This is a genomic window from Bacillus cereus group sp. MG20, assembly GCF_040459885.1.
Classification (GTDB): Bacteria; Bacillota; Bacilli; order Bacillales; family Bacillaceae_G; genus Bacillus_A; species Bacillus_A cereus.
This window is the reverse complement of record NZ_JARVHF010000001.1, coordinates 4,906,688-4,929,893: the sequence shown is the minus strand read 5'-3', so window position 1 is coordinate 4,929,893 and position 23,206 is coordinate 4,906,688. Positions and strand designations below refer to the sequence as shown.

The window sequence follows — 23,206 nt, the reverse complement described above, 5'->3', positions numbered from 1 at the left end:
TTTTTCTACTCCTTTTAATTTACTGATTTTAGTGAAACGAGTTGATAGTTTATTGTAGTTTTTCCGTTCTCCCACTCTAGCTTCAATATCGTTGCACTTCCAATTCTTTCTTCATTTGATTTATATAAAGGCAATATTTCTTGAATTGTAAATAAGTGATAACCATCCAATATTAATTGAAATATATTTTCTTCAATATGTAATCTTACTTCTTTTTCATTTGAAATAATTTTTGTGTGCATCTCAAATTTCATGATAGATACAACCCCTTTTTATAATCTCTACATTTTAATAGTATAGTGGCTATGCAAGATTGACAAGTACATACACAGCAAAGTACACACTTTTCTATTGTTATATGTTTTATGTATTTTATATAAAATACGGTATGTGAAATTTTATATTTTCTCCAAAATAAAAATGCCTATTGTGACATCTTTATTTTTGTATAAAGTCTTTCATTACATAATATAAAACGGTAATTAAAACGATTGCGACGAAAAATGAGAACACTGCGACAATGTACCCATCTTTATTTAATAAAATACAGAATGAAATAGATATTATAAAAATCGGAAATACGAGACGTACTTTATCCTTCACTTCTTCTGTCGTATCTGTATGATGAAAATACTGCGTTATCCCTATCATTAAAGAAGACAAAATAATAACCGACAATAGTAAAGGTCCTGGCATTCCGATTTCTCCTTTCTCTATTTCTAATTCAGTGTAAAATTTTTTATTACAATTGTACGATTCATTTTTTCTTCAAACACTCTTTTTAGAATTGATAATGAACAATTCACACCTATATAATAGCGCTTTTATCATTATAACTTCAAATAATTACACTTACAGTAATGTTGTAATATTCCCCCTCAGTCTCTGAAATCCTGCAAAGATAACTCGTCAAAATATGCGGTGACCAAATTAATATTTACCGTCAACTTTTGACAAAATTTATAAAGGACATTTCAGTACATATCAAGAATTAAGAATAAGAAGATATGTAAGGGAGGATGCATTATGACTGAACACGTTTTATTTTCTGTTAGTGAAAACGGCGTTGCAACAATTACTTTAAACCGTCCAAAAGCACTTAATTCTTTATCTTATGACATGTTACAACCTATCGGACAAAAACTTAAAGAGTGGGAACACGATGAGCGTATTGCACTTATCGTGTTAAAAGGAGCTGGCACAAAAGGTTTTTGTGCAGGTGGCGACATTAAAACTCTTTATGAAGCGCGTTCCAATGAAGTGGCATTGCAACATGCAGAACGTTTTTTTGAAGAAGAGTATGAAATTGATACATATATTTATCAATATACAAAACCGATTATTGCTTGTTTAGATGGAATTGTAATGGGCGGTGGTGTCGGTCTTACAAATGGTGCGAAGTATCGCATTGTAACTGAACGTACGAAATGGGCAATGCCAGAGATGAATATCGGCTTCTTCCCAGACGTCGGAGCTGCATATTTCTTAAATAAAGCACCTGGATATACAGGACGCTTCGTTGCTTTAACAGCATCTATTTTAAAAGCTTCTGACGTATTATTTATTAATGCTGCTGATTACTTTATGACATCTGATTCATTACCAGAGTTTCTTACTGAACTTGAAAGTGTAAATTGGCATAAAGAAGTTGATGTACATACTAATTTAAAAGAAGTTATTCGTACATTCGCAACTGCTCCAAACTTAGAAAGCAAGCTGACTCCTTCATTAGAAGTAATTAATTCACATTTTGCTTACGATACAATTGAAGAAATCATCCATTCATTGGAGAAAGATGAAAGCTCCTTTGCTCTAAAAACGAAAGAAACACTGTTATCAAAATCACCTATTTCACTAAAAGTAACATTAAAACATTTTATTGATGGACAAGATAAATCCGTTGAAGAATGTTTCGCTACGGACCTTATACTTGCTAAAAACTTCATGAGACATGAAGATTTCTTCGAAGGAGTACGCTCCGTTGTCGTTGATAAAGATCAAAATCCGAATTATAAATATAAACAGTTAAGTGACGTTTCAGAAGAAGATGTGAATCGTTTCTTTAATTTACTTAATGCATAAAATGAAACTGTAATGAGTGGGTGTTTTGTTCATCCCCCACCTAACTTCTTTGCTTCAGCTAAATCTTGTGCGGTGGAAATCTTACTACTCGCAAATAGCTGGATAAAATCGAGGCTATATAGTAGTGTAATTACAGCTACTATATAGCCTTTTTTATTTAATAATTTTTAATAAAATTTAATTTTATTAAATCCATTTTTGTGCTACACTGATTTTAATCAAATATTCTAAAAATAAAAAGGAGGGGCGGCTATGATAGAAAATTATCTTCTTTTCATCATTATGTCTATTTGCCTTATCATTTTACCTGGTCCAGATACAGCAATGGCTACGAAAAACACATTGGTTGCTGGTAAAATCGGTGGAGTGAAAACAGTGTTTGGTACATGTATTGCACTATTAATTCATACTTTAGCTGCTGTAATTGGTCTTTCTGCACTTATTGTAAAGTCAGCTCTTTTATTTTCTATTTTCAAGTACGTTGGGGCTCTCTATTTAATATATATCGGTATTAAAGCCCTTTTAGCAGTAAGAAACAAAGAAAACTTAGATACAAATGATCTATCTTTGAATAATGAAAACGAACATACTTCTTGCTTTCGCCAAGGATTTCTTACAAATTTATTAAATCCTAAAGTTGCAGTCTTCTTTTTAACTTTTTTACCGCAATTTTTAAATCCAAATCATAATACATTTATTCAACTTCTTTTAATGGGCCTTACTTACCTCGTTTTAACAGTCATTTGGTTTGCATTTTATATATTTTTAATTGATAAAATTAGTGCTTTTATGAAAAAACCAAAGACGCAACGTTATATTCAAGGACTAACAGGAGTCTTCCTAATTGGATTTGGTATTAAACTAGCTTTTGAAAAAAATAATTAACAAGATGAAAACCACCACCACTATTAATAGTGGTGGTGGTTTTCATTTAATAGCTGATTTGGCTGTTTACTCTATATTAAAACCAGCGCTCAGTTACAACTTTTTTACGTGTATAGAATTGAACGCCATCTGTACCATTTGTACCTAAATCACCAAAGAATGAAGCTTTATTTCCTGCAAATGCGAAGAATGCCATTGGTGCTGGAACGTTTACATTTACACCGATCATACCAGCATCGATGTTATCACGGAATGTTTGTGCATGTTTACCATTTGACGTATAAATAACCGCACCGTTTGCAAATTTAGATTGATTTGTTAGTTTAATACCTTCTTCTAAATCTTTAACACGTACAATGCTTAATACTGGAGCAAAAATTTCATCTTGCCAAATTTTCATTTCTTGATTCACGCCATCAAAGATTGTCGCACCTACAAAGTAACCTTCTCCAACTTCTTCATTAATTTTACGGCCATCTACTAATAAAGTTGCCCCATCTGCTACACCGCTATTAATATAGCCTAAAACGCGCTCTTTATGAGATTCACGGATTAATGGTCCAACATAGTTATCTTCGTTAAAGCCATCGCCTACTTTTAATTTTTTCGTTTCTGCTACTAATACATCAATGAATTCATCAGCAATTTCATCCACTACTGCTACTACTGAGCATGCCATACAGCGCTCTCCACTACTTGCAAATGCAGATCCAATTACACCTTGTACTGTTTTCTCAAGATTGCAATCTGGCATTACAATCGCATGGTTTTTCGCACCTGCTAACGCTTGTACACGTTTTCCGTGTTTTGTACCTGTTTCATATACGTAACGAGCTACCGGCTCAGAGCCAACGAACGAAACAGCTTGAATATCTTTATTTTCTAAAATGCTATTTACAACATCTTTTCCGCCTTGTACTAAATTTAATACGCCTTTTGGGAAACCTGCTTCATAGAATAATTCTACAAGTCGCTCCGCTAAAAGTGGCGTTCTTTCCGATGTTTTTAATACGAATGTATTACCGCAAGCAATTGCAAGTGGGAACATCCATAATGGAATCATCATTGGGAAGTTGAACGGTGTAATACCAGCAACAACTCCGATTGGGTAGCGCCAAATTGATCCATCAATTCCGCTAGCAATATTCGGAAGCGCTTGTCCCATCATTAAATTAGGTGCCGATGTTGCAAGTTCTACCGCTTCAATACCACGCTGTACTTCACCTGTTGCATCCGTTAGCGTCTTACCATTTTCTAGCGTAATGATTTTTGCAAGCTCATCTTTGTTTTCTTGTAATAGCTGTAAATATTTATATAAATTTCTTGAACGATTCGGAACTGGTACTTTAGACCATGTTTCGAATGCTGCTTTTGCCGCTTCAACAGCTTTTTCAACATCCTCTTTTGGAGATAGTGGAACGTAAGCGATAATTTTTCCAGTCGCTGGATTTGGAACTGCTTCTACTTCCGTACCTGTCGATTCAACCCACTCACCGTTAATGTGATTTCTCACTCGTTTAATTTCAGTTGTAATCATTGTATTCTCTCCTTTGTATAATTTATTTTTGATTAGAAATTAATTGCTCGCTAACTTTCTTATATAAAGCAGCCATATCGTTTTCACCATATCCAGCTTGACTCGCTTCGTCATATACATTTAATAACATTTCGCTTACCGGTAAATGGAGTTCGCTTTCCTTAGCTAAGTCAACTGCAAACCCTAAATCTTTCTTCAATAAGTTCACAGTAAATCCTGGCTCGTAGTTTTCAGGTGCTATAAAACTTTTAAAATTACGTTCATAAATTCTGCTTTGGCCGTAACTTACATTTAAAATATCAAACATTTTATCTAAATCCATATTGTTCTTTTTCGCTAATGTTAAAGCCTCACTTACACCAGCTGTATAAAAACCAATTAATAAGTTATTAATTAACTTAACAGTTGTACCACTATCAATCTGCTCACTAACATGGAAAATGTTCGCGCCTAGAACGCCCATGATAGATTCCGTTTTCTCATATACCTCTTTTGATCCACCAACCATAAACGTTAATGTACGATTTTCGGCTCCAATTACACCGCCGCTCACAGGTGCTGCTAAAAAGTTTACTTTCTTTTCCTTTGCAGCTTCCTCTAATTGTTTGTTTAACTGCGGCGATACCGTACTTGTATCAATGAAAACTACATTCGAGTGACCATTTTCAAATAATCCTTCTGCTCCAAAATATACCGCTTCAACAGCGCGAGGTGAAGGTAAACTTGTAAAAACTACATCACATGTTTCTGCTAGTTTTGAGATTGATAGACCGATAATTCCGCCTTCTTTTTCAAAGGACGCTTCTGCCTCTTTATTTAAGTCCACGCCATATACTGTGTAACCTGATTTAGCTAGATTTTTTGACATCGGAAGACCCATGTTACCTAAACCGATAAAACCAATCTTTTTCATATCGCTTTCCTCCTATTTACACAATATATTTCCCGCGATTTATAATAGCTTTCGCAATTTCTCTCTTCTTCGTAAATACGTTCGTGTATAAAGGTACTAATAATTGACGGATTTCAGCTAAAATCACATGTCTATCTTGTTCTTCTGTGACAGCCGCCGAAAGTACAGAAATCGCTGCTTCTTCTACTTTACGGTATCCTTCTTCACAAATAACATCCGTTATGAGTTGCTTCGTACGTTCTTTTTCCTCACCATTTTTACTTACCGCTTTTCTCGTACGTAAAAACGCTGATTCCATGACGTACACGTCCGTCAACATATTTGAAATTACACGTGAATATTCTTGTTCTTGGTCAATTTTTAGGCCTGGAGTTTTAGAGAGCGTTTTCAAAGATTGTTTCAACAATTTTTTCGCTAATAAAATGTAACGATGGTTTCTTTCTACATTTGCTACATCACTTTCTACTTCAGTATCTTCTAATTGTTCGATTTGCTTGATTAACATTTTGGCAACTGTTAATCTATTAATTTCGTTCGTTCCTTCAAAAATACGACTAATTCTAGCATCACGATATAATCGTTCTACCTCATACTCTTGCATATAACCGTAACCACCATGAATTTGTACAGCTTCATCTACGATATAAGCAAGTGTTTCAGAAGCATTTACTTTATTCAGTGCACATTCAATTGCAAATTGGGACATTTTCTTCATAAGATCTTCATCGCTCTCATGAATTGCTTCATCGATTACACCTGCCGTACGATAAGCTGCACTTTCGGCTCCATATGTAGCAATGATCATATTTGCAATTTTTTCTTGAATCATCGTAAAGTCTACTAATTCCGTTTGGAACTGTTTTCGCTCTTTTCCATATTGAACCGACAAACCAATTGCTTGTTTTGCTGTTCCAATATTTCCAAAAGCAAGTTTAAGTCTAGCAAAGTTAAGAATATTAAGGGCTACGTGATGCCCTTTCCCAACTTCCCCTAAAACATTTTCAGCAGGGATGACAACATCTTCTAAAATAAGAGTCGCTGTTGAAGAACCTTTAATCCCCATTTTCTTTTCTTCTAATCCAATAGATACACCTTCACATGTTCTTTCGACAATAAACGCTGTCATTCCTTTATTTGTCTTCGCAAAAACAACGTATACATCTGCCATATGAGCATTTGTAATCCATTGCTTCTCACCATTTAACTTCCAAGCTGTTCCCTCTTCATTCAATACGGCGCTTGTTTTTGCACTTAATGCATCCGAACCAGCATTTGGCTCAGTTAAAGCATAAGCACCAATCCATTCTCCCGATGCGATTTTCGGTAAATATTTTTCTTTCTGTTCTTTCGTTCCATAATATATGTAAGGCAATGTACCGACACCAGCGTGTATATTAAAAGAAACGCTAAACGCACCAGCGTAACCCATTTTCTCTGCTACAAGACCTGAGACAGCCTTTCCTAACTCGAACCCGCCATAATCTTCTGGTACCTCAATGCCTAATAACCCAAGTTCCCCAGCTTTCTCAAATAATTGACGAGAAACTTTATAGTTATGTTGTTCAATATTCTCCATTTGTGGAACAATTTCTTGTTTAACGAATTGTTCTGTCGTTTTTGCGATTAAATCTTCATCACCTGAAAAATCTTCTGGTGTAAAGTAAGTATGATTTATATCTTTATTGAGTGAAAAAAATTCATCCCATGGTAACTTCGTTTTCTCCATATGTATCCCCCTATCATTCGGCTTTCATAGCTTTTTGCTTATGCTCGTCTACGATGAGTGGAATATCTTTTTTGAAAATAGAAGGCGATGATTTTTCACATCAAGCATTTTATTTTGCCAAAGATGTATTTTCATCGCCTTCGCTGCTTTATCTATTGATCTTCTGATAATACTGTTTTTGCAATACCAGTATCTAACTCTTCAAAGTCATGATACGAAATTGTTTCGTATAATTCACTTCTCGTTTGCATATTAGAAAGTGCATCTTTTTGAGAACCTGTTTCTTTAATTAAAGTAAACACATTTTCATACGCTTTCGCTGCAACGCGAAGTGAAGTTACAGGATAAATAACCATTTGGAAGCCCATATTCGCAAATTCCTCTGCACTATAATATGGAGTTTTTCCGAATTCAGTCATATTCGCAAGTAAAGGTGCATTTACCTTGCTATTAAATAGACGGAATTCTTCCTCTGATTGAAGCGCTTCAGGGAAAATTGCATCTGCACCTGCTTTTACATATGCATTTGCTCTTTCAATTGCTTCATCTAATCCTTCAACGCCGCGAGCATCAGTACGTGCTACAATGTATAAGCTCGGTGCAACTTCTTTAATCGCTTTAATTTTTTGAACCAATTCTTCTGTAGTAACAAGTTTCTTACCATTTAAATGTCCACATTTTTTTGGTAATTGCTGATCTTCAATTTGGACAGCTGCTACTTTCGCTTCCACCATTTCTACAGCTGTTCTCGCTACATTTAGTACACCACCAAATCCTGTATCAATGTCAACAAGAACAGGTAAGTCTGTAGCTCTTACTAAATCTCTTGCTCTCTCAGCCACTTCAGTAGACGTCACGATACCTAAATCTGGTAAGCCTTTACTTGCAGTATAAGCAGCTCCTGATAAATAAAGAGCTGAAAAACCTGTATTTTTTGCAACTAAAGCCGCCATTGCATCATGAGCACCTGGAATTTGCAAAATTTCATTTGCTTCTACTAAAGCTCGGAATCGATTCGCAAGCTCCTCTTGTGTTGACTGCTTTTTCACAACCCAAGCCATTCTAAATTCCCCCCCTATTATTAAATTAAGAATAGATCTACAAATTCATTTACATTCATATTTTCTAGCTTTTCTTCATTTAAACAAACTTCATGAATTTGTTCTTGTTGCTTACTAGAATAATGACCTGCCATATTTGCAGTGAATTTTTGAACAACTTTTGGAATTGCTTCGTCTCTACGGAAACGGTGACCAAGTGGATATTCACATTCCACATTTTCTGTTACTGTGCCATCTTTAAAGTGAACTTGAACAGCGTTGGCGATTGAGCGCTTGTTCGGGTCAAGGTAATCTAAACTGTACTGTTTGTTTTCAACAACAACCATCTTATTACGTAATTCGTCTACACGTGGATCGTTTGCTACTGCATCTTCATAATCGTCTGCAACGATATCTCCTTTTAATAAACCAATTGCCGTAATGTATTGTAAGCAATGATCACGATCAGCTGGGTTATTTAATGGACCTTCTTTATCAATAATACGAATTGCTGATTCATGAGTTGTAATTGTAATGCGGTCAATTTCATCCAATCTCTCTTTAATTTCCAGATGCAACTTCACTGCACATTCTGCAGCTGTTTGTGCATGGAATTCTGCTGGATATGACACTTTAAATAATACATTTTCCATTACATATGACTCTAGTGGTCTTGCTAATTTTAATTCTTGTTTATTGAATAATACATCTTGGAATCCCCATCCTGGCGCAGATAATGCTGTTGGATAACCCATTTCACCTTTTAGAGCAGTCATTGCAAGATGAACACCGCGGCTCGTTGCGTCACCTGCAGCCCATGATTTACGTGAGCCTGTATTTGGAGCATGACGATATGTACGAAGACTAGAATTATCAATCCACGCATGTGATAATGCATTAAAGATTTCTTCACGTGTTCCGCCAAGCATTTTCGCAACTACTGCAGTTGTTGCTACTTTTACATATAATACATGGTCAAGACCAACTCTGTTTAAGCTGTTTTCTAAAGCAAGCACGCCTTGAATTTCATGTGCTTTAATCATCATTTCTAATACTTCACGTACTTTTAAAGCTTCTTTTCCTTCTGAAATACGAACACGGCTAATATAATCTGCGACGGCTAAAATTCCGCCTAGGTTATCAGATGGATGTCCCCACTCTGCTGCAAGCCAAGTATCGTTATAGTCTAACCAACGGATCATACATCCGATATTAAATGCACCTTTTACTGGATCTAGTACATAAGACGTACCTGGTACACGTGTACCATTTGGCACGACTGTTCCTGGCACAACTGGTCCTAGTAATTTCGTACATTCTGGATATTGTAATGCTAAAATTCCACATCCAAGTGTATCAAGTAATACGTAACGAGCTGTACTGAATGCTTCTGCACTAGTAACCTCTTTATTTAATACATAATCCGTAATCTCTTCTAATAATGCATCTTTTTGCTTAATTTCATTTGTTTTAATCATGCTATCCTTCCCTTTCTGTCGAAAATTCGTTATTATTAATGATGGGTGTCGGTCAAACACCCATCTGGCGGGCGGTGCTAACAACTCCCCAGTTGTTCTTATTTACTAAGTACATGTCGCTCGCCAATATAATTTACACGCGGACGGAACAAACGATTATTTGCATGTTGCTCAATAACGTGCGCACATAATCCCACTGTTCTAGAGCTAAAGAAGATAGGTGTGTAAAGTTGAATTGGAATACCTAGCATCCAATATACTGGAGCTGCATAATAATCAAGATTTGGATAAATTCCTTTTTCTTTTTCCATAATCTTTTCTCCAGCTTCACACATTTCATATAGTGTATAATCACCTTTTACATCACATAACTGTTTTAAAGCTTCCTTCATCATAAGTGCTCTTGGATCCATCTTCTTCATATAAACACGGTGTCCAAAGCCCATAATTTTTTCTTTGTTATATAATTTCTTCTGTAATAACTCTTCAAATTTCTCAACATTACCAGCTTCTAAAAGCATGTACATAACCGCTTCATTTGCACCGCCATGTAAACTTCCTTTTAAAGATGCAACTGCACCTGTTAAAGCACCGTATAAATCTGATTGTGTTGATGCAATAACGCGAGCTGTAAATGTAGAGTTTGGCATTTCATGCTCACTATATAAAACAAGGGAACGATCAAAGATCTTTTCCTCAAGTTCAGTTGGTTTTTTACCAGTTAACATATAGAAGAAATTCGCACTATAAGATAATTCTTTAAGAGGTTCAATTGGCTCCTCATTATTTAAAATATGATAGCTATTCGCTACAATGTTTGGCACTTTACTTAACAGCTTGTACCCTCGGCTTTTATTCACTTCTAACGAGCGGTTTTCGATATCATTATCGTAACCAGCTAACGCTGACACACCTGTACGTAATCCATCCATGGGATGCGTCTCTTTAGGCAATGCCTTTAGTACGTTGAATACACCTTCTGGTACTGCATATTCTTCTTTTAATTTCTTTTCAAGTGTTGCTTTTTCATCTTCATTCGGTAGGTGTTCCTCCAATAAAAGGTGCACAATGTCTAAATACTCTTTTGTTTTTGAGAGTTCGATTAAGTCATACCCTTGAATTACAATTTCACCTTTTACTGTGTCAAGAAACGAGATTTTCGTCTCCGCTGCCACTATACCATCTAATCCCGGGGAAAATTTTTCTTCAGCTTTCATCATTATTTCCTCCAATCCTAATAGATCTTCGTGCACATAACTGTAAGCCTTTACAATATTGTGAAACTACATTTCTATTTCAATGTATCAGAGTTTTTAGAAGATTTCAATTTATTTTATAATGATAAGTTTCCTACACTTTTCTTACTGTAACAATACAATTTTTTGAAAATAATTCTTATATTTTATAAAGAAAGAATAGACTTCTTTGCGTATTTTCAAAAACAAGATATAAAGATTTTTCATATAACACCGCCAAATATACAATTATTCTAATTTTATTTGAGAAATAAAAAAAACGAGCTGTACATAAATACAGCTCGTTACTATATGATATTTATTTCACTATCTCTTAAATATAATTTTTATATAAAACTTATTCATTTTTAATAAAGTTATTATTTTACATAATTAAATTGAATTTCTTCCATCTCCTCATGATAACTTACAAATAAATCATAGTTTTGAAAATACCAAAGATCATCAGAATCTACAAAAAATATAATACCTTCCTTCTCAACTGACACTATTTCCCCCTCTGGTTTCTCAGCAACAACCCCTAAAGAATATCCGGGCTGAATTGAACTATCCCCTCCGTACCTTACAGTAAAACGTACAGATTCACCGTGCTTTATACGTAATTCTTCCTGGAACCATTGCAGAGCTTTACGATCAATTGAAATTTTCATCTTTATTCCTCCAGTTTACGCAAACTCTTTTTTTCCTAATCGTTGTTTTACAAAGAAGACGAAAATAATTAAGGCTATTAATGCCGAAATTGAACTCCCTGAAAATAAAATACGATAACCAAACATTTGTGAAACAACTCCAAGTAAAATAGCACCTAACCCGATTCCTAAATCAAACGCTGTAAAAAATGAAGCATTTGCAACTCCTCTTTTACTCGGATCAACAATTGTAAGCATTGCCGCTTGCAAAGCTGGCTGCGCTGATCCAAATCCAATACCGTATAATGTTGCTGCGATAATTACACCTAACAAACCATTTGAAATAGTTAAAACAACTATAGCTAAAATAGTAATACATAATGCTGGGAGTATGATGAATACTTCTCCATACTTATCTAATAGTTTCCCTGAAATTGGTCTTACAATTGTTAATGCAATTGCATATACAAGAAAGAAAGTTCCCGGGTTTACATGAATTGATGATGCAAATAACGGTAAAAAGGTTGTTATTCCTCCATATGCAAACGATAAAAAGAATACTACAATCGTGATTGTTAATACGGATTTCTCAAATAGCTGAATTTTCCCTTTTTCTTTTTGTGGCGTAAATGGCATCTTCGTTATTAGTGATAATACGACTGCCATAAAAGATAACAACGTCGCTAATAAAAACAGACCATGAAATGAATAATTTTGCACAACCCATAATCCAATCATAGGTCCGATCGCCATTGCAATTGTCATCGCCATCCCGTACCAACCCATACCTTCACCGCGGCGTGAATCTGGAATAATATCCGTTATTGCTGTTCCAACAGCTGTTGTAGAAACAGCCCATGTTACTCCGTGAATAACACGTAAAACAGCTAAAAGGACAATAGTCGATGCTATATTATAGGAATACATCGTTAATCCAAAAAAGATGAGTCCGAAAATAATAAAGGATCTTCTACCATATTGATCTAACATTCCTCCAATAATCGGTCGTATTACAACAGCAGCTATTGTAAACATTCCCATCATGAGTCCAACTTGCGATTCATTGCCACCTATCTCTTTAATAAAGAGCGGGAGCGTTGGAACAAGTAAATAAAATCCTGTAAATAAAAATAACATTGCGAAAGTCATTTGAATAAATGATTTCGTCCATAATCGTTCCATAAAAATACCTCCATACACTCGTAAAATATTACGATTAACACCCTCATTGTACATTTTATTGATCTCTTTTCCCTCCGCAAATAGACGTATCTTTTCATATTAAATAGTCCACCATCAGCTTACATTAGTCTTAAGACTTTGTACGCATGTTTTAAACGAAAGTCCTATATATGTACCTTTATACGTGTGAAAAGAATATACTAATTTATTATCACAACTTAGGAGTGATTATTTTATGTGGGTATTATCATCAAGAGTAACTGTCGCGGTTCCTTCGATACCCGAAATACATGCCCCCGCCGTTCATACAGCAAGTTCCGATGTCGGCATTGAACTTCCAGCAATTTGGCAACAATACCAATCACCAGGTCAAGCTACCCCTTCATTTTGGCATCATGGTGCCCATCCAAGTAGCACTACCTTTTATCACCCTAGCTACGCTCCACCACCTCAGGCTCAAGTCTTTTATCATTTCCCATCAATTTATTTTCAAAATTTTTATGGCACGTTTAACATTTAATAGCCATCACTGTATTCCCCCTACATTGCAATAAAGATTAACCTCACTCCAGTTTCAACATAAAAAGTCGAATTTCCTAAATAAGAAATTCGACTTTTTAAATTATTCCCCCAACTAAAGTAACCATTAAAGAAAGATATTTATTAAAGATTTGAATATAATTTTTACTTATTTAATACTTTATATGATTCATCACAGTTAGTCACTTTGCGGGATAACCAACACATACCATCTTTTGCAAATAGACTTTCCTCTCTTTACGTTAATTCACTCTTTTTCTTCTATCCAGCCCTTAACATTACATTTTCTGTAGCAAAATAAAAAAAGCACTTAAGATTGTAAATTCCTACAAATCTTAAGTGCTCTTTTGAAAACTTTTCTATAAATTTTTCTTATTGTCCATTATTGGCAGGAACCTCTCCTGCATTTCCACCATTATTTGGTTGTACTGTTGCAGGTGGGGTTGGAGTTCCTTGACCTCCATTATTATTCGCTGGAGGTGTCGTTCCTTGGCCTCCTCCGTTATTTGCTGGAGGTGTCGTTCCTTGGCCTCCTCCGTTATTCGCTGGAGGTGTCGTTCCTTGACCTCCTCCGTTATTTGCTGGAGGTGTCGTTCCTTGGCCTCCTCCGTTATTCGCTGGAGGTGTCGTTCCTTGACCATTTCCGTTATTTTGTTCATTTTGTTTCTTTTCTTCTTCTTGTTTCTTTTGCTCTTCTAGTTTCTTTTGTTCTTCTTGCTTCTTAAGTTCCTCTTGTTTCTTTTGCTCTTCTTGTTTTTTCAGTTCTTCTTGTTTCTTTAATTCTTCTTGCTTTTTCTCTTCTTCAGTTTTTTGCTGTTGATCTTGTTTTGGTTGCTCCGTTGTATCCGGTACGCTAGTATTTGGCGATGAATCACGTTTTTCACCTTTTATACGTAGCTCACTACCTTCTTGAATAACGCTACTTGGCATTTTAAAGCGTGATTTATCTGTAGCCATTTCACTCATCATTTCTTTAAAGATCAACTGTGCAATTTTCGTATTTTTACTACTAATATACTCGTCTTTACCATCTTTCATATACCCTGTCCATACTGCCATCGTATATTGCGGTGTATATCCAGCAAACCAACTATCACGAGTTGCACTTTCTGGAATTTTATATTGAGCTAATTGTTTTGATGAGTAGTTTGTCGTACCCGTTTTACCAGCTACATCTAAAGATGCTATATTTGCAGATGTACCAGTACCTGATGTAACTACAGAACGAAGCATATCTGTAATCATATATGCTGTAGAATCTGTCATAACTTGTTTTGGTTTTTGTCCAAAACTTTGTGACTTACCATCTGGATAAACGACTTTCTTAACAAAATGCGGTTTCGTATATTTACCATCATTACCAAATGCCGCATAAGCGCCCGCTATTTCAGTTGGTGATACTTCATTTGTACCAATCGCTGTTGATTCAGTCGGTGCCGTATTAAATGTAATGCCTAATTTCTCAGAGAAGTCTTTTGATTTATTAATTCCAACTTCTTTCGCAGTCTTAATTGCTGGGATATTTCGTGACTTTTCTAATGCTACACGCATTGTAATAGGGCCCATATGACTTCTATCTGAATTTCGTACTTCTTGTCCCGTTGAATACTTAAATGGAGAGTCATCAATTTGATGGTACGTAGCCCATTTTAAATATTCAATTGCAGGAGCGTAGTCGAAAATCGGCTTCATCGTTGAACCAGCTGCACGATCTAATTCAATTGCCATATTATGCCCTTTAAATACAGCTTTATTTTCTCCACGGCCACTACCTATAGCACGAACTTCTCCTGTTTTCGTATCCATAAATGTAAATGCACCTTGGAATTTATCGTTCGGATAATCAATGATATTATTATTTAAAATATTATCAGCAAGTTTCTGTGCTTTCGGATCTAACGTTGTATAAATTTCTAAACCATCAGAACCAATATTAGCATCTGGCAATTCTTTTTCTACTTCTTTCACAACTGCATCCATAAATGCAGGGTATGGCATTGTTTGTAGTTGAGTTGCAGGCTTGAGTCCCTTTTCTACGTCAACTTTTGATGCTTCTTCCATTTCCTGTTTTGTTATATATCCATGTCGATTCATTAAGTTTAGAACAACATTTCTTCTTTCTGTTGCTTTTTGAACATTTTCTTTTTTCGTTGGATCATAGTTATTCGGTGCTTTCGGTAAACCTGCCAGCATCGCAACTTCTGGTAATGTTAAGTCCTTCAATTCTTTACCATAGTAGTTTTGTGCTGCTGTTGCGATCCCATATGAACGGTTTCCTAAGTTAATTTTATTTAAGTACATCTCTAATATTTCATGTTTTGAATACTGTTGTTCTAGCTTATAAGCTAAATATATTTCTTGCGCCTTACGCTTTGGTGTTTTGTCCATTGATAAGAAGTAGTTTTTAATAACTTGCTGTGTTATCGTACTTCCACCTTGAGAACCGTAATCTCCCTTAAGACTTACTAGAACAGCACGCGCAGTACCTTTAAAATCTACTCCGCTATGCTCATAAAAACGTGAATCTTCTGTTGCTAAAAAAGCATTTTCTACTAATTTAGGTATTTGCTCATACGTAACATTCGTCCTTTTTTCTTTTCCATATTCATATACCAAATCCCCGTTTTTATCATAAATTTTTGAGGATAACGGATTAACAAGTTTTGCTTTCTCAAGTTTTGGTGCATCCTTAATCATTACGAAAAAGGTAGCAACCCCCGCCACTAAACCAACAATACCAAGTAATAAACAAGTAATTAAAAACTTGCGAAAGAATGATGTTTTACCTTTTGGTTTTTGTGTTTTAGAAGCTGGTTGTTTTTTCTTTTTAACTTGTCGTCGTTCCTCTCGAGAACGATAATTTTCTGACATGTTACTTTCTCCTGCCTTTCAATTCTCCCGTTGATTTACTTAAAAATATTGAGGTCACTTTCTAAAATGCATTTGATTAAGAAAGTATATTGACCTGGAGCATTCAATATTTTCCCAATTCACAGATTATAAATTTTAGAATACTTCTTATACAAACTATTTTCACTTCTATTTTTCCTAATAACGCTGCCCCTTTAAGCATAGAATGTAAAAAGTGAATTTTTAATACCTCGTATAAATAATATACCTTTTTTTCAAATGGTCAATATTTTCTTATTTATAAATCAAAGGTGAAATAAAAATAGCACAACGATATGTACTTCGTGTGAACTTCCTTATAATTACGTATAACAAATATTTAATATATTGCATATAAGTATAATACCTCTTAAATTATAAGGATTTCAACATCACAACCTCAACATATACAAGAAATTATTAAAAATGAAAAGTGAGGAGTTGCGTAATGATGAAGCTATCTCCCGTGATTTCAAAAAATATAGTTGCTGTTGGCTATAATCCTTTTTCTATGATTTTGCGAATCCAATTAAAGAACGGTATGTACGATTTCTTTAATGTACCAGAAAGTATTTATACTGGCCTATTACATGCACAATCTAAAAGTTATTATCATAAAACTTATATTAAAAATTCTTTCCGCCACACAAAAATTTAAACTTAACACTCACTAAAAAAAGGAGGTTAATCCTCCTTTCTTTTAAAAACATTTCACAGATGAATTATCTTCGATTCCTCTTATTAATTTCATCATATGCTTGAATTTGTTTTTTCAAACGCCGATCAGCTTTTTTATCATGCACTACAAGAATTGCATGTATAACTCCTGGAACCCAAAATATTAATGTTAATATGAAATTTATTATTGCCTGAATTGGTTTTCCACAAAATAGTACAGCAACAGGTGGAAGAAAAATTGCTAATAAATACATCATCCCTTGAAAACTCCTTATTTTGTATTTTATATATCCCTTTTCAAAACATACGTAAAGAAACCTTATGATGTTGTTGTTACATAAATTTTCATTAAGTATATATAACATCTCTTACTTTATATATTCTATCTATAGGCAAAAAAACCTACTACTATTTTAATCTTAACGTACCTATAAAATTCATGTATCTCCTTCTATTTATATAAGTATTTCAACCTTTTCATTGTTTTCTAGCCTATTTTCTTCCTCTATTGCAGTTACTCCAATTGCAGAAATTAACGTTCCTATCGCTTGTATCCAAATACCAATGAGTGCAATTATTCTCTCATCCTTCTTATCAAAAATACTATCTTCATTTTCTCTCTCATCTTTCAATACATTTGAAACACCTTGATACGCTTGTAATCCAGCACCTAAACTTTGCATGGAGTTACCTAATATAATAATTTTCTGTAGTACATTTATATCCATCAAAGCTGCTTCTACTCCTAAAAAAGCACCGATCGATTGTAAACTGTTCCCTGTAATAATAAGATAATCATTTTCTTTCGATTGTTCATTTATATTAAAATATGTTCCTATTACATTTGATATATTCCCTAATGCTAATAGCTCAATTCCTATTTGATCAAGTAATTTACTTTGATTCTCTAAGCCTATATTTTGATTTTCTCTTTTTTCTTCCCCATCATCATAATTGCTCGCAATGATTTGTAATATATACCCGAGGGCTTGTAATGAGCTTCCTACAATAACAAGATCCGATTCAACTTTCTCTTCTCCAATAAATCCTCTTGTCGTTCCAATTGCAGCTGTAAGGTTCCCTCCTACTTGAAACCATGCCCCTGTAACTTTTAAACCGCTTGGATTCATTTTTATCACCTATTTAAATATTTTCTAAACCCTTCAAAATAAAGTGAAACTTTAATCAGTGGGGTTTTCTTCATCCCCCGCCTAAATTCTTTGCTTTCGCTGAATTTTGAGGTGGGGGTCTTACTGATTGGCAAATAGCGGAATAAATAAATTCCACCCTTAATCTTTTATTTTATTTTTCAAATGTAATTTTGTGAATGATATAATGTGCTACTAATATAAAAAGCACCTTTAAGGTGCTTTTTATATGCATGCTGGGCATGTCAACGAATCTCCATTTTTATCTATTGTTATATTCAATATATATTGAGTTGCTTTATGTGACCAAGTTTCAGGTGTAGGTGATTCATTTATATATTGTGGCGCACATGACTTCAGCATTGGAGTACTAATACTCCCTCCAGGATCTAAAGCAACTACAGCCATGCCATGAGGTAATTCCAGTGCCATAGATTTAGTGATACCTTCAATTGCAAATTTCGAGGCACAATATGGCGCAAGCTCAGCTTCACCTTCTCTCCCCCAACTAGAACTCATATTAATGATAATTCCTTCTTTCCTAGCTACCATTGCGGGAACAAACGCTCTTATTACATTCACTACACCATTCACGTTTACATTCATTACATTTTCGAATTCTTGAGCCGTAATTTTCCAAAGTTGTGCATTTTGATTTACAATCGATGCATTATTTATTATCATATCGGGAGCCGTATGTCTATTAAGTATATAATTTGCCCAGTTGTTAACTTGCTGAGAATCTGAAACATCAATTACTTGAAAATCATGTATTTTACTGTACTGTTTTTTTAGTTCTTCAATTTTATCTTTTGAACGTCCACAACCATATATGTTCCACCCTAATTCATCAAATCGGTCAACCATCGCACGTCCTAACCCTTGTGTCACACCTGTAATAATTACAGATTTACCAATTTCTTTTCTCTGCATTTCTCTCATCCTCCTTCCCTATATTTTACTCTCTTCATTTTTATTCAGCCATTTACTATAGTATCAACTCAACTCATACTTTAGTAATGGTTTTGATATTGCATACATAAATAAAAAAGTAACCATCATGGTTACTTTTTGCTATATATCTAAAAATTCATTGTTTATTTCATTATCGTTTTTACATTTCAACTTCTCTTTTCCACATTTCTCACACTGGTAAATATAAACTACACCTAATGTACCTTTTTTTAAAATCCTCATTATCCTGCATCTTAATAAAAATATATTTATGTTTACAATGCGATTCACCCAAATAATTTTCAAACCACTTTTTCAACACAACACATTCCACCTTTATGATAGAACCTTTATTTAGCTGCCTTATTACATACTTTTATTTAAATATTCAATCTCATATTGCAATTTTTTAAATTGCTCAAAATGCATGGTAATAGATTGGCTACTACCATAATCAACATTTTGTTTCACTAATATAACACCCGTATCATGAAAAAGCGCTTCAAGTTCTTTCCTAATAGACACTTTCGCAATATGAGCTGTTTTAATTGCAGATAAAATTGCAATTTCATTAAACTTTAATTTTATTTCATTTGGACAAAATGCGTCTTCAACTAATATAACTTCATTACTATAAATTAGTGCAACAAGATTACTTGATTTGGCATCTGTTAAATCAACTTTTTTCATAATATCTTTCATTACATTTTGCCTCCTTTATTTTCGTATATATCAATTATACAAATTTTTAAAAAAAATTACTCAACTTTATTATATTAATTTTAACACACTTTTATTGAAATCCATGCTCCAAACGTTTTACTATTCCACAATTTTTATTATATGAACCATCTGGACTATAACTCCATATAGTAATGTTAACAACTTATTATAAAGCAGGTGAAAATTATGCCATCAGTTGTAGGGAATTTAGTTGTACAAAATAGTAATGGTTCATTTAACTTAGGTGATTTCTACAACGTTTCTCCAAAAGAAAATACGAAAGCTTATAATGGTTCTGGCGCATCAAACGTTGGTTTTGTTGTTAATACTTTTAGCGGTGTTAGCGCGACCAATACATTTGATTCTGATCTTGCAGATCAAAACCAAGTGGGTACAGCCTAATCTTATGTTCAACTTTTTGTATAGAAAATTTTAATTTGTCTATACTATAATCAGGCTGTTTGACAGCTCTTGTTGATTTTGGAGTACCCTATCTTTTTCTCCCTTTCCCTGGGGCTCAGCAGCTAGCACGAAGCTAGCTGCTTTTTCTTGTATTATTTGTCTCATAAATCAGAAATAAAAGAGGCTGCCATTTAATATTCAGCTTCTTTTACGTTATTTCAATAATATCCATAGCGTTAAATACGTAAGTTTTATAAAAGGCGTCTGTACAAATTACAATTTGTTTTACCGGATTGATATGTACAACAGTCATGTAGTTTGTTAGTATGTAACCATCTTCAAAATATGTTACCAATATTTCTTTCTCAGACAGTAATGACGTTAATAATTTATCAGAAATTCTCTCTTTTGCTTCGTTTGTTAAAAGCGGTTTTTGTACTTTTAATTTCTCTCCAATAATCTTTCTCATATTTAAAAGTTGTTCGGATATTACTGTAAACGGAACCCACTCTCTTTCTTCTTTTTGTATCTTTACATCGTTCATTTTTTATCTCCTTGATCATTTATAGATTTATTTAGCCATACTATCCCTTAGTTATTTTTAATACGCACTAAACTCGGATTTACTTCTAAACTATAATTAGGTTACCTCTAAAAAGAACATTCGTTCTTATTATACACGAACTTACGTTCTTTTGAGGAGAGCCATACTTATTATTTTTTAACAAAAAACATAATTTTATTTATCTCCATACTTTTTTCCTTTATCAAATAAACTTCTCATTTCTTATGTAAAATGCATATAACAACTAAAAGGCGACTTCACACAAAGTGAAATCGCCTTTTCTTAAAAAATATTTCAATGTTTATTTTTCTATCCTAACTAATGTTCTTTCTGGAATACATAATTCATCTATATTAAAATGATTTATTTTTAATTTCAATTCCCCTACTCGTTCCTTATCTTCATCACCAACCCAACAACTGAATAATTCGAAATAGTCTCCATCTTCCAAATAACCTTCCATAATCTTGCATAAAGTTAAAAGTTTTTCTTTCGCTTCTTTTTTTTCCTTTACGTTTTGCCACTCGACAAGTTCAATTCCCCAACTAGTTGAAACCTCATATATGTAATTTTTTTGGAATTGATACTCTTGTACAATTTCAAGCATACTTTCATCTGCAAAACATCGTCCAAAAACAATTACATCATTAGAATCGGGCTCCGTTAACGGAATTTCTACATTACAGCCTATGTAACTTGCTAAACTCATTTTATACTCCTCCAATATTCGTATAAAAAATACTTCATAGTATATTTATTTACTCAAATATAAAATCCCTGCCTAAACAAAAAAGTTTTAAATTTTTTCGTTGATTAACCATCTATAACTGAACACATATACTATGATGAACGAACTCACAAAGCATAAGAAAAGAGAGCATTTACAACACTCTCTTTTCTTACATACTCTATGAAACTTTACAAAACTGAATCAGTGATTTTTATTATTATATTTCATTACATATACTTAGGTTGTACTATTATATGTAACTCTCTCTCTGTATCCGCTTTTTTCGGATGACGAAAATAATTAAGTTCGTACTTTAACACTTTATACTCAACAATTCCGATTTTAATCCCTTTCGTTTCTTTTAATATAGCTAATAAATCACTTACATTTTCATCATATGACTCAAAAATTTTCGCGCCGCCCTCTCCTTGAAAGATTACTTTCATATATTCTCCCCACCTTAATTTATTGATGTGGTAAATGACGCGTTTAATACGATTCATTATTTATCCTAAAATTTTCACACCAAAAAGAACATCCTTTCCATTCGAATGCTCAGCTTTTTACTAATTATCCATATTAAATATTTATTCAAAAACATTATATGTATTATTTTTTAAATTATGTTCGATATCCATTATTAAAGAATAAATATATGTAACAAACTTGCATAATGAAAACCGTATAATATCCACTTTCGTTGAAATAGTTATAGCACCTTTAATTATAATCCATTATTTTCCATTGTAATTCTTAATATTTAAATGTAATATTGTATTGTCTTACTATCTATTTATAACTCACACACTAATTAGAAAAGGGAACTCTATATGAGTTCCCTTTTCTAATTATGATTACAATCATTATTTCTTTTCTAGAAATTTAAATGTATCTTTAAATTCTTTATTATTCACTTTAATATCAGCATCTTTCAATAAATCATTGACTACTTGTTGTTTCCATTTACCTGTCGTATCTTGTAGTCTTTGTTGTTCTAAATCTTTACGAATTTTTTCCTTTACTTCATCAAATGGCTTCAATTCTTTTTTATCCGTCACTTTAATAATATGGTAACCGTAAGTTGTTTTAACTGGATCACTTACTTGGCCTGCATCTAATTTATACGCAGCTTCCTCAAATTCTTTCACTGTTTGTCCAGGAGCAAAACCAGATATTTCCCCGCCCTGTTCCTTTGAACCAGTATCTTCTGAATACTGTTTTGCTAAGGCAGCAAAATCTTCACCATTATTTACTTTCTCCTTTACTTCTTTAGCTGTCTTTTCATCTTTCACTAAAATGTGACTTACTTTCATTTCTGGTTTATAGTTATCTTTCACATCTTTTTCTGTGACTGTTGCTTTAATCGCTTTCTCAAATGCAATTTCTGGCTTCATTTTTTCTTTTAATTCATCTTCATTTTTCAATCCAAGTTGTTCTAAAGTTGATTTAAAGTTCTCACCCATTTTATCTTTTGCTTCTTCTACTTTCTTTTTTGCTTCCTCATCCGAAACTTTATATTTATCTAACAATGCCTTACTTAACATCATTTGATATAAAGTACTTTCTCCATATTGTTGTCTTAATTCTTTACTTAATTCTTTCTCTGTAACATTTCCTACTTTTGATGTTACTACGTTGTCTGAAGAACCACATGCAGATAATGCTAGCATCACGCATGAAATAATTGTTCCAATAAATATTTTTTTCTTTTTCAATTCAAATACCTCACTTTTATCATTATGCAAATTAACTATACACAGGCATTGTGAAAACAGTGTGTTTTCTGCATGTAATTCATTTCATATGAGTTGACTATGTATCATGCATTTCCATTTTTAAACATAAAGAG

Annotated in this window: 24 protein-coding genes and 1 pseudogene; 5 read left to right on the top strand and 20 right to left on the bottom strand. The window is 33.6% G+C overall.

Features of this window, described 5'->3' with window-relative positions; all coding sequences use genetic code 11:
- Positions 1-14: 14 nt before the first annotated feature.
- Positions 15-254, bottom strand: coding sequence for a DUF2584 family protein (locus tag QCI81_RS25390; protein ID WP_000667344.1), 240 nt, complete (start codon positions 252-254; stop codon positions 15-17).
- A 184-nt stretch (positions 255-438) separates the two neighbouring features.
- Positions 439-696 carry a hypothetical protein gene (locus QCI81_RS25385; RefSeq protein WP_001119409.1) on the bottom strand — a complete coding sequence of 86 codons (258 nt, stop codon included), beginning with the start codon at positions 694-696 and terminating at the stop codon, positions 439-441.
- 330 nt (positions 697-1,026) lie between these two features.
- Between QCI81_RS25385 and QCI81_RS25380 the strand changes: the two genes are divergently transcribed.
- Together QCI81_RS25380 and QCI81_RS25375 are read left to right on the top strand one after the other, a co-directional pair.
- Positions 1,027-2,082 (top strand): enoyl-CoA hydratase/isomerase family protein, encoded by a 1,056-nt coding sequence (locus QCI81_RS25380; RefSeq protein ID WP_353810911.1) that lies wholly within the window; start codon positions 1,027-1,029, stop codon positions 2,080-2,082.
- Positions 2,083-2,334: 252 nt separating this feature from the next.
- Positions 2,335-2,967, top strand: a complete 633-nt coding sequence (locus QCI81_RS25375; RefSeq protein ID WP_071730133.1) for a LysE family translocator — start codon at positions 2,335-2,337, stop codon at positions 2,965-2,967.
- 76 nt (positions 2,968-3,043) lie between these two features.
- Here the strand turns inward: QCI81_RS25375 and QCI81_RS25370 are convergent, their stop codons facing one another.
- The 8 genes from QCI81_RS25370 to QCI81_RS25335 form a co-directional block, all read right to left on the bottom strand.
- Positions 3,044-4,504, bottom strand: coding sequence for a CoA-acylating methylmalonate-semialdehyde dehydrogenase (locus QCI81_RS25370; protein WP_000633369.1), 1,461 nt, complete (start codon positions 4,502-4,504; stop codon positions 3,044-3,046).
- Between the two features lie 22 nt (positions 4,505-4,526).
- On the bottom strand, positions 4,527-5,417 hold the full coding sequence (locus QCI81_RS25365; protein WP_000719400.1) for an NAD(P)-dependent oxidoreductase: 891 nt from the start codon (positions 5,415-5,417) through the stop codon (positions 4,527-4,529).
- A 16-nt stretch (positions 5,418-5,433) separates the two neighbouring features.
- On the bottom strand, positions 5,434-7,143 hold the full coding sequence (locus tag QCI81_RS25360; protein WP_071730131.1) for an acyl-CoA dehydrogenase family protein: 1,710 nt from the start codon (positions 7,141-7,143) through the stop codon (positions 5,434-5,436).
- Between the two features lie 152 nt (positions 7,144-7,295).
- Positions 7,296-8,204, bottom strand: coding sequence for a methylisocitrate lyase (gene prpB / locus QCI81_RS25355; RefSeq protein ID WP_000312640.1), 909 nt, complete (start codon positions 8,202-8,204; stop codon positions 7,296-7,298).
- A gap of 20 nt (positions 8,205-8,224) precedes the next feature.
- Complete coding sequence (gene prpD, locus QCI81_RS25350; protein ID WP_071730129.1) at positions 8,225-9,661, bottom strand: 2-methylcitrate dehydratase; 1,437 nt, start codon at positions 9,659-9,661, stop codon at positions 8,225-8,227.
- Positions 9,662-9,759: 98 nt separating this feature from the next.
- A complete protein-coding gene (gene mmgD, locus QCI81_RS25345; RefSeq protein ID WP_001987369.1) occupies positions 9,760-10,881 on the bottom strand; it encodes a citrate synthase in 1,122 nt (373 codons plus the stop codon).
- 395 nt (positions 10,882-11,276) lie between these two features.
- On the bottom strand, positions 11,277-11,567 hold the full coding sequence (locus QCI81_RS25340) for a HesB/YadR/YfhF family protein (RefSeq protein WP_000703228.1): 291 nt from the start codon (positions 11,565-11,567) through the stop codon (positions 11,277-11,279).
- Between the two features lie 15 nt (positions 11,568-11,582).
- Complete coding sequence (locus tag QCI81_RS25335) at positions 11,583-12,728, bottom strand: MFS transporter (RefSeq protein ID WP_071730212.1); 1,146 nt, start codon at positions 12,726-12,728, stop codon at positions 11,583-11,585.
- Positions 12,729-12,963: 235 nt separating this feature from the next.
- Here QCI81_RS25335 and QCI81_RS25330 point away from each other — a divergent pair, with 235 nt between their 5' ends.
- Complete coding sequence (locus QCI81_RS25330; RefSeq protein WP_063547175.1) at positions 12,964-13,248, top strand: hypothetical protein; 285 nt, start codon at positions 12,964-12,966, stop codon at positions 13,246-13,248.
- 392 nt (positions 13,249-13,640) lie between these two features.
- On the opposite strand, the gene QCI81_RS25325 is transcribed toward QCI81_RS25330, so the two are convergent.
- Positions 13,641-16,139 carry a transglycosylase domain-containing protein gene (locus tag QCI81_RS25325; RefSeq protein ID WP_001293956.1) on the bottom strand — a complete coding sequence of 833 codons (2,499 nt, stop codon included), beginning with the start codon at positions 16,137-16,139 and terminating at the stop codon, positions 13,641-13,643.
- A 466-nt stretch (positions 16,140-16,605) separates the two neighbouring features.
- Here QCI81_RS25325 and QCI81_RS25320 point away from each other — a divergent pair, with 466 nt between their 5' ends.
- A complete protein-coding gene (locus QCI81_RS25320; RefSeq protein ID WP_000977080.1) occupies positions 16,606-16,815 on the top strand; it encodes a KTSC domain-containing protein in 210 nt (69 codons plus the stop codon).
- 64 nt (positions 16,816-16,879) lie between these two features.
- Here the strand turns inward: QCI81_RS25320 and QCI81_RS25315 are convergent, their stop codons facing one another.
- From QCI81_RS25315 to QCI81_RS25295, 5 genes and pseudogenes are all read right to left on the bottom strand, one after another.
- Complete coding sequence (locus tag QCI81_RS25315; protein WP_000990219.1) at positions 16,880-17,092, bottom strand: YqaE/Pmp3 family membrane protein; 213 nt, start codon at positions 17,090-17,092, stop codon at positions 16,880-16,882.
- 198 nt (positions 17,093-17,290) lie between these two features.
- Complete coding sequence (locus tag QCI81_RS25310) at positions 17,291-17,965, bottom strand: DUF6944 family repetitive protein (RefSeq protein ID WP_001069869.1); 675 nt, start codon at positions 17,963-17,965, stop codon at positions 17,291-17,293.
- Positions 17,966-18,208: 243 nt separating this feature from the next.
- On the bottom strand, positions 18,209-18,916 hold the full coding sequence (locus tag QCI81_RS25305; protein WP_001189038.1) for an SDR family oxidoreductase: 708 nt from the start codon (positions 18,914-18,916) through the stop codon (positions 18,209-18,211).
- 141 nt (positions 18,917-19,057) lie between these two features.
- Positions 19,058-19,259, bottom strand: a pseudogene (locus QCI81_RS25300) (hypothetical protein).
- A 44-nt stretch (positions 19,260-19,303) separates the two neighbouring features.
- Positions 19,304-19,639: a hypothetical protein gene (locus QCI81_RS25295; protein ID WP_000651909.1), complete on the bottom strand. Its 336-nt coding sequence runs from the start codon at positions 19,637-19,639 to the stop codon at positions 19,304-19,306.
- Positions 19,640-19,846: 207 nt separating this feature from the next.
- Between QCI81_RS25295 and gerPF the strand changes: the two genes are divergently transcribed.
- Positions 19,847-20,062 carry a spore germination protein GerPF gene (gene gerPF / locus QCI81_RS25290; protein ID WP_001141569.1) on the top strand — a complete coding sequence of 72 codons (216 nt, stop codon included), beginning with the start codon at positions 19,847-19,849 and terminating at the stop codon, positions 20,060-20,062.
- Positions 20,063-20,270: 208 nt separating this feature from the next.
- Here the strand turns inward: gerPF and QCI81_RS25285 are convergent, their stop codons facing one another.
- From QCI81_RS25285 to QCI81_RS25270, 4 genes are all read right to left on the bottom strand, one after another.
- Complete coding sequence (locus QCI81_RS25285) at positions 20,271-20,606, bottom strand: YolD-like family protein (protein WP_002093988.1); 336 nt, start codon at positions 20,604-20,606, stop codon at positions 20,271-20,273.
- Positions 20,607-20,928: 322 nt separating this feature from the next.
- A complete protein-coding gene (locus tag QCI81_RS25280) occupies positions 20,929-21,336 on the bottom strand; it encodes a hypothetical protein (protein ID WP_053564574.1) in 408 nt (135 codons plus the stop codon).
- Positions 21,337-21,584: 248 nt separating this feature from the next.
- Complete coding sequence (locus tag QCI81_RS25275; protein ID WP_000864277.1) at positions 21,585-21,803, bottom strand: hypothetical protein; 219 nt, start codon at positions 21,801-21,803, stop codon at positions 21,585-21,587.
- Between the two features lie 417 nt (positions 21,804-22,220).
- Positions 22,221-23,072 (bottom strand): peptidylprolyl isomerase PrsA, encoded by an 852-nt coding sequence (locus tag QCI81_RS25270; RefSeq protein WP_000727352.1) that lies wholly within the window; start codon positions 23,070-23,072, stop codon positions 22,221-22,223.
- Positions 23,073-23,206: the final 134 nt, after the last annotated feature.

Coding starts and splice junctions, on each gene's coding strand:
- QCI81_RS25390 (WP_000667344.1), bottom strand. CDS start 254: ATGAAATTTGAGATGCACACAAAAATTATTTCAAATGAAAAAGAAGTA.
- QCI81_RS25385 (WP_001119409.1), bottom strand. CDS start 696: ATGCCAGGACCTTTACTATTGTCGGTTATTATTTTGTCTTCTTTAATG.
- QCI81_RS25380 (WP_353810911.1), top strand. CDS start 1,027: ATGACTGAACACGTTTTATTTTCTGTTAGTGAAAACGGCGTTGCAACA.
- QCI81_RS25375 (WP_071730133.1), top strand. CDS start 2,335: ATGATAGAAAATTATCTTCTTTTCATCATTATGTCTATTTGCCTTATC.
- QCI81_RS25370 (WP_000633369.1), bottom strand. CDS start 4,504: ATGATTACAACTGAAATTAAACGAGTGAGAAATCACATTAACGGTGAG.
- QCI81_RS25365 (WP_000719400.1), bottom strand. CDS start 5,417: ATGAAAAAGATTGGTTTTATCGGTTTAGGTAACATGGGTCTTCCGATG.
- QCI81_RS25360 (WP_071730131.1), bottom strand. CDS start 7,143: ATGGAGAAAACGAAGTTACCATGGGATGAATTTTTTTCACTCAATAAA.
- prpB (WP_000312640.1), bottom strand. CDS start 8,204: ATGGCTTGGGTTGTGAAAAAGCAGTCAACACAAGAGGAGCTTGCGAAT.
- prpD (WP_071730129.1), bottom strand. CDS start 9,661: ATGATTAAAACAAATGAAATTAAGCAAAAAGATGCATTATTAGAAGAG.
- mmgD (WP_001987369.1), bottom strand. CDS start 10,881: ATGATGAAAGCTGAAGAAAAATTTTCCCCGGGATTAGATGGTATAGTG.
- QCI81_RS25340 (WP_000703228.1), bottom strand. CDS start 11,567: ATGAAAATTTCAATTGATCGTAAAGCTCTGCAATGGTTCCAGGAAGAA.
- QCI81_RS25335 (WP_071730212.1), bottom strand. CDS start 12,728: ATGGAACGATTATGGACGAAATCATTTATTCAAATGACTTTCGCAATG.
- QCI81_RS25330 (WP_063547175.1), top strand. CDS start 12,964: ATGTGGGTATTATCATCAAGAGTAACTGTCGCGGTTCCTTCGATACCC.
- QCI81_RS25325 (WP_001293956.1), bottom strand. CDS start 16,139: ATGTCAGAAAATTATCGTTCTCGAGAGGAACGACGACAAGTTAAAAAG.
- QCI81_RS25320 (WP_000977080.1), top strand. CDS start 16,606: ATGATGAAGCTATCTCCCGTGATTTCAAAAAATATAGTTGCTGTTGGC.
- QCI81_RS25315 (WP_000990219.1), bottom strand. CDS start 17,092: ATGATGTATTTATTAGCAATTTTTCTTCCACCTGTTGCTGTACTATTT.
- QCI81_RS25310 (WP_001069869.1), bottom strand. CDS start 17,965: ATGAATCCAAGCGGTTTAAAAGTTACAGGGGCATGGTTTCAAGTAGGA.
- QCI81_RS25305 (WP_001189038.1), bottom strand. CDS start 18,916: ATGCAGAGAAAAGAAATTGGTAAATCTGTAATTATTACAGGTGTGACA.
- QCI81_RS25295 (WP_000651909.1), bottom strand. CDS start 19,639: ATGAAAGATATTATGAAAAAAGTTGATTTAACAGATGCCAAATCAAGT.
- gerPF (WP_001141569.1), top strand. CDS start 19,847: ATGCCATCAGTTGTAGGGAATTTAGTTGTACAAAATAGTAATGGTTCA.
- QCI81_RS25285 (WP_002093988.1), bottom strand. CDS start 20,606: ATGAACGATGTAAAGATACAAAAAGAAGAAAGAGAGTGGGTTCCGTTT.
- QCI81_RS25280 (WP_053564574.1), bottom strand. CDS start 21,336: ATGAGTTTAGCAAGTTACATAGGCTGTAATGTAGAAATTCCGTTAACG.
- QCI81_RS25275 (WP_000864277.1), bottom strand. CDS start 21,803: ATGAAAGTAATCTTTCAAGGAGAGGGCGGCGCGAAAATTTTTGAGTCA.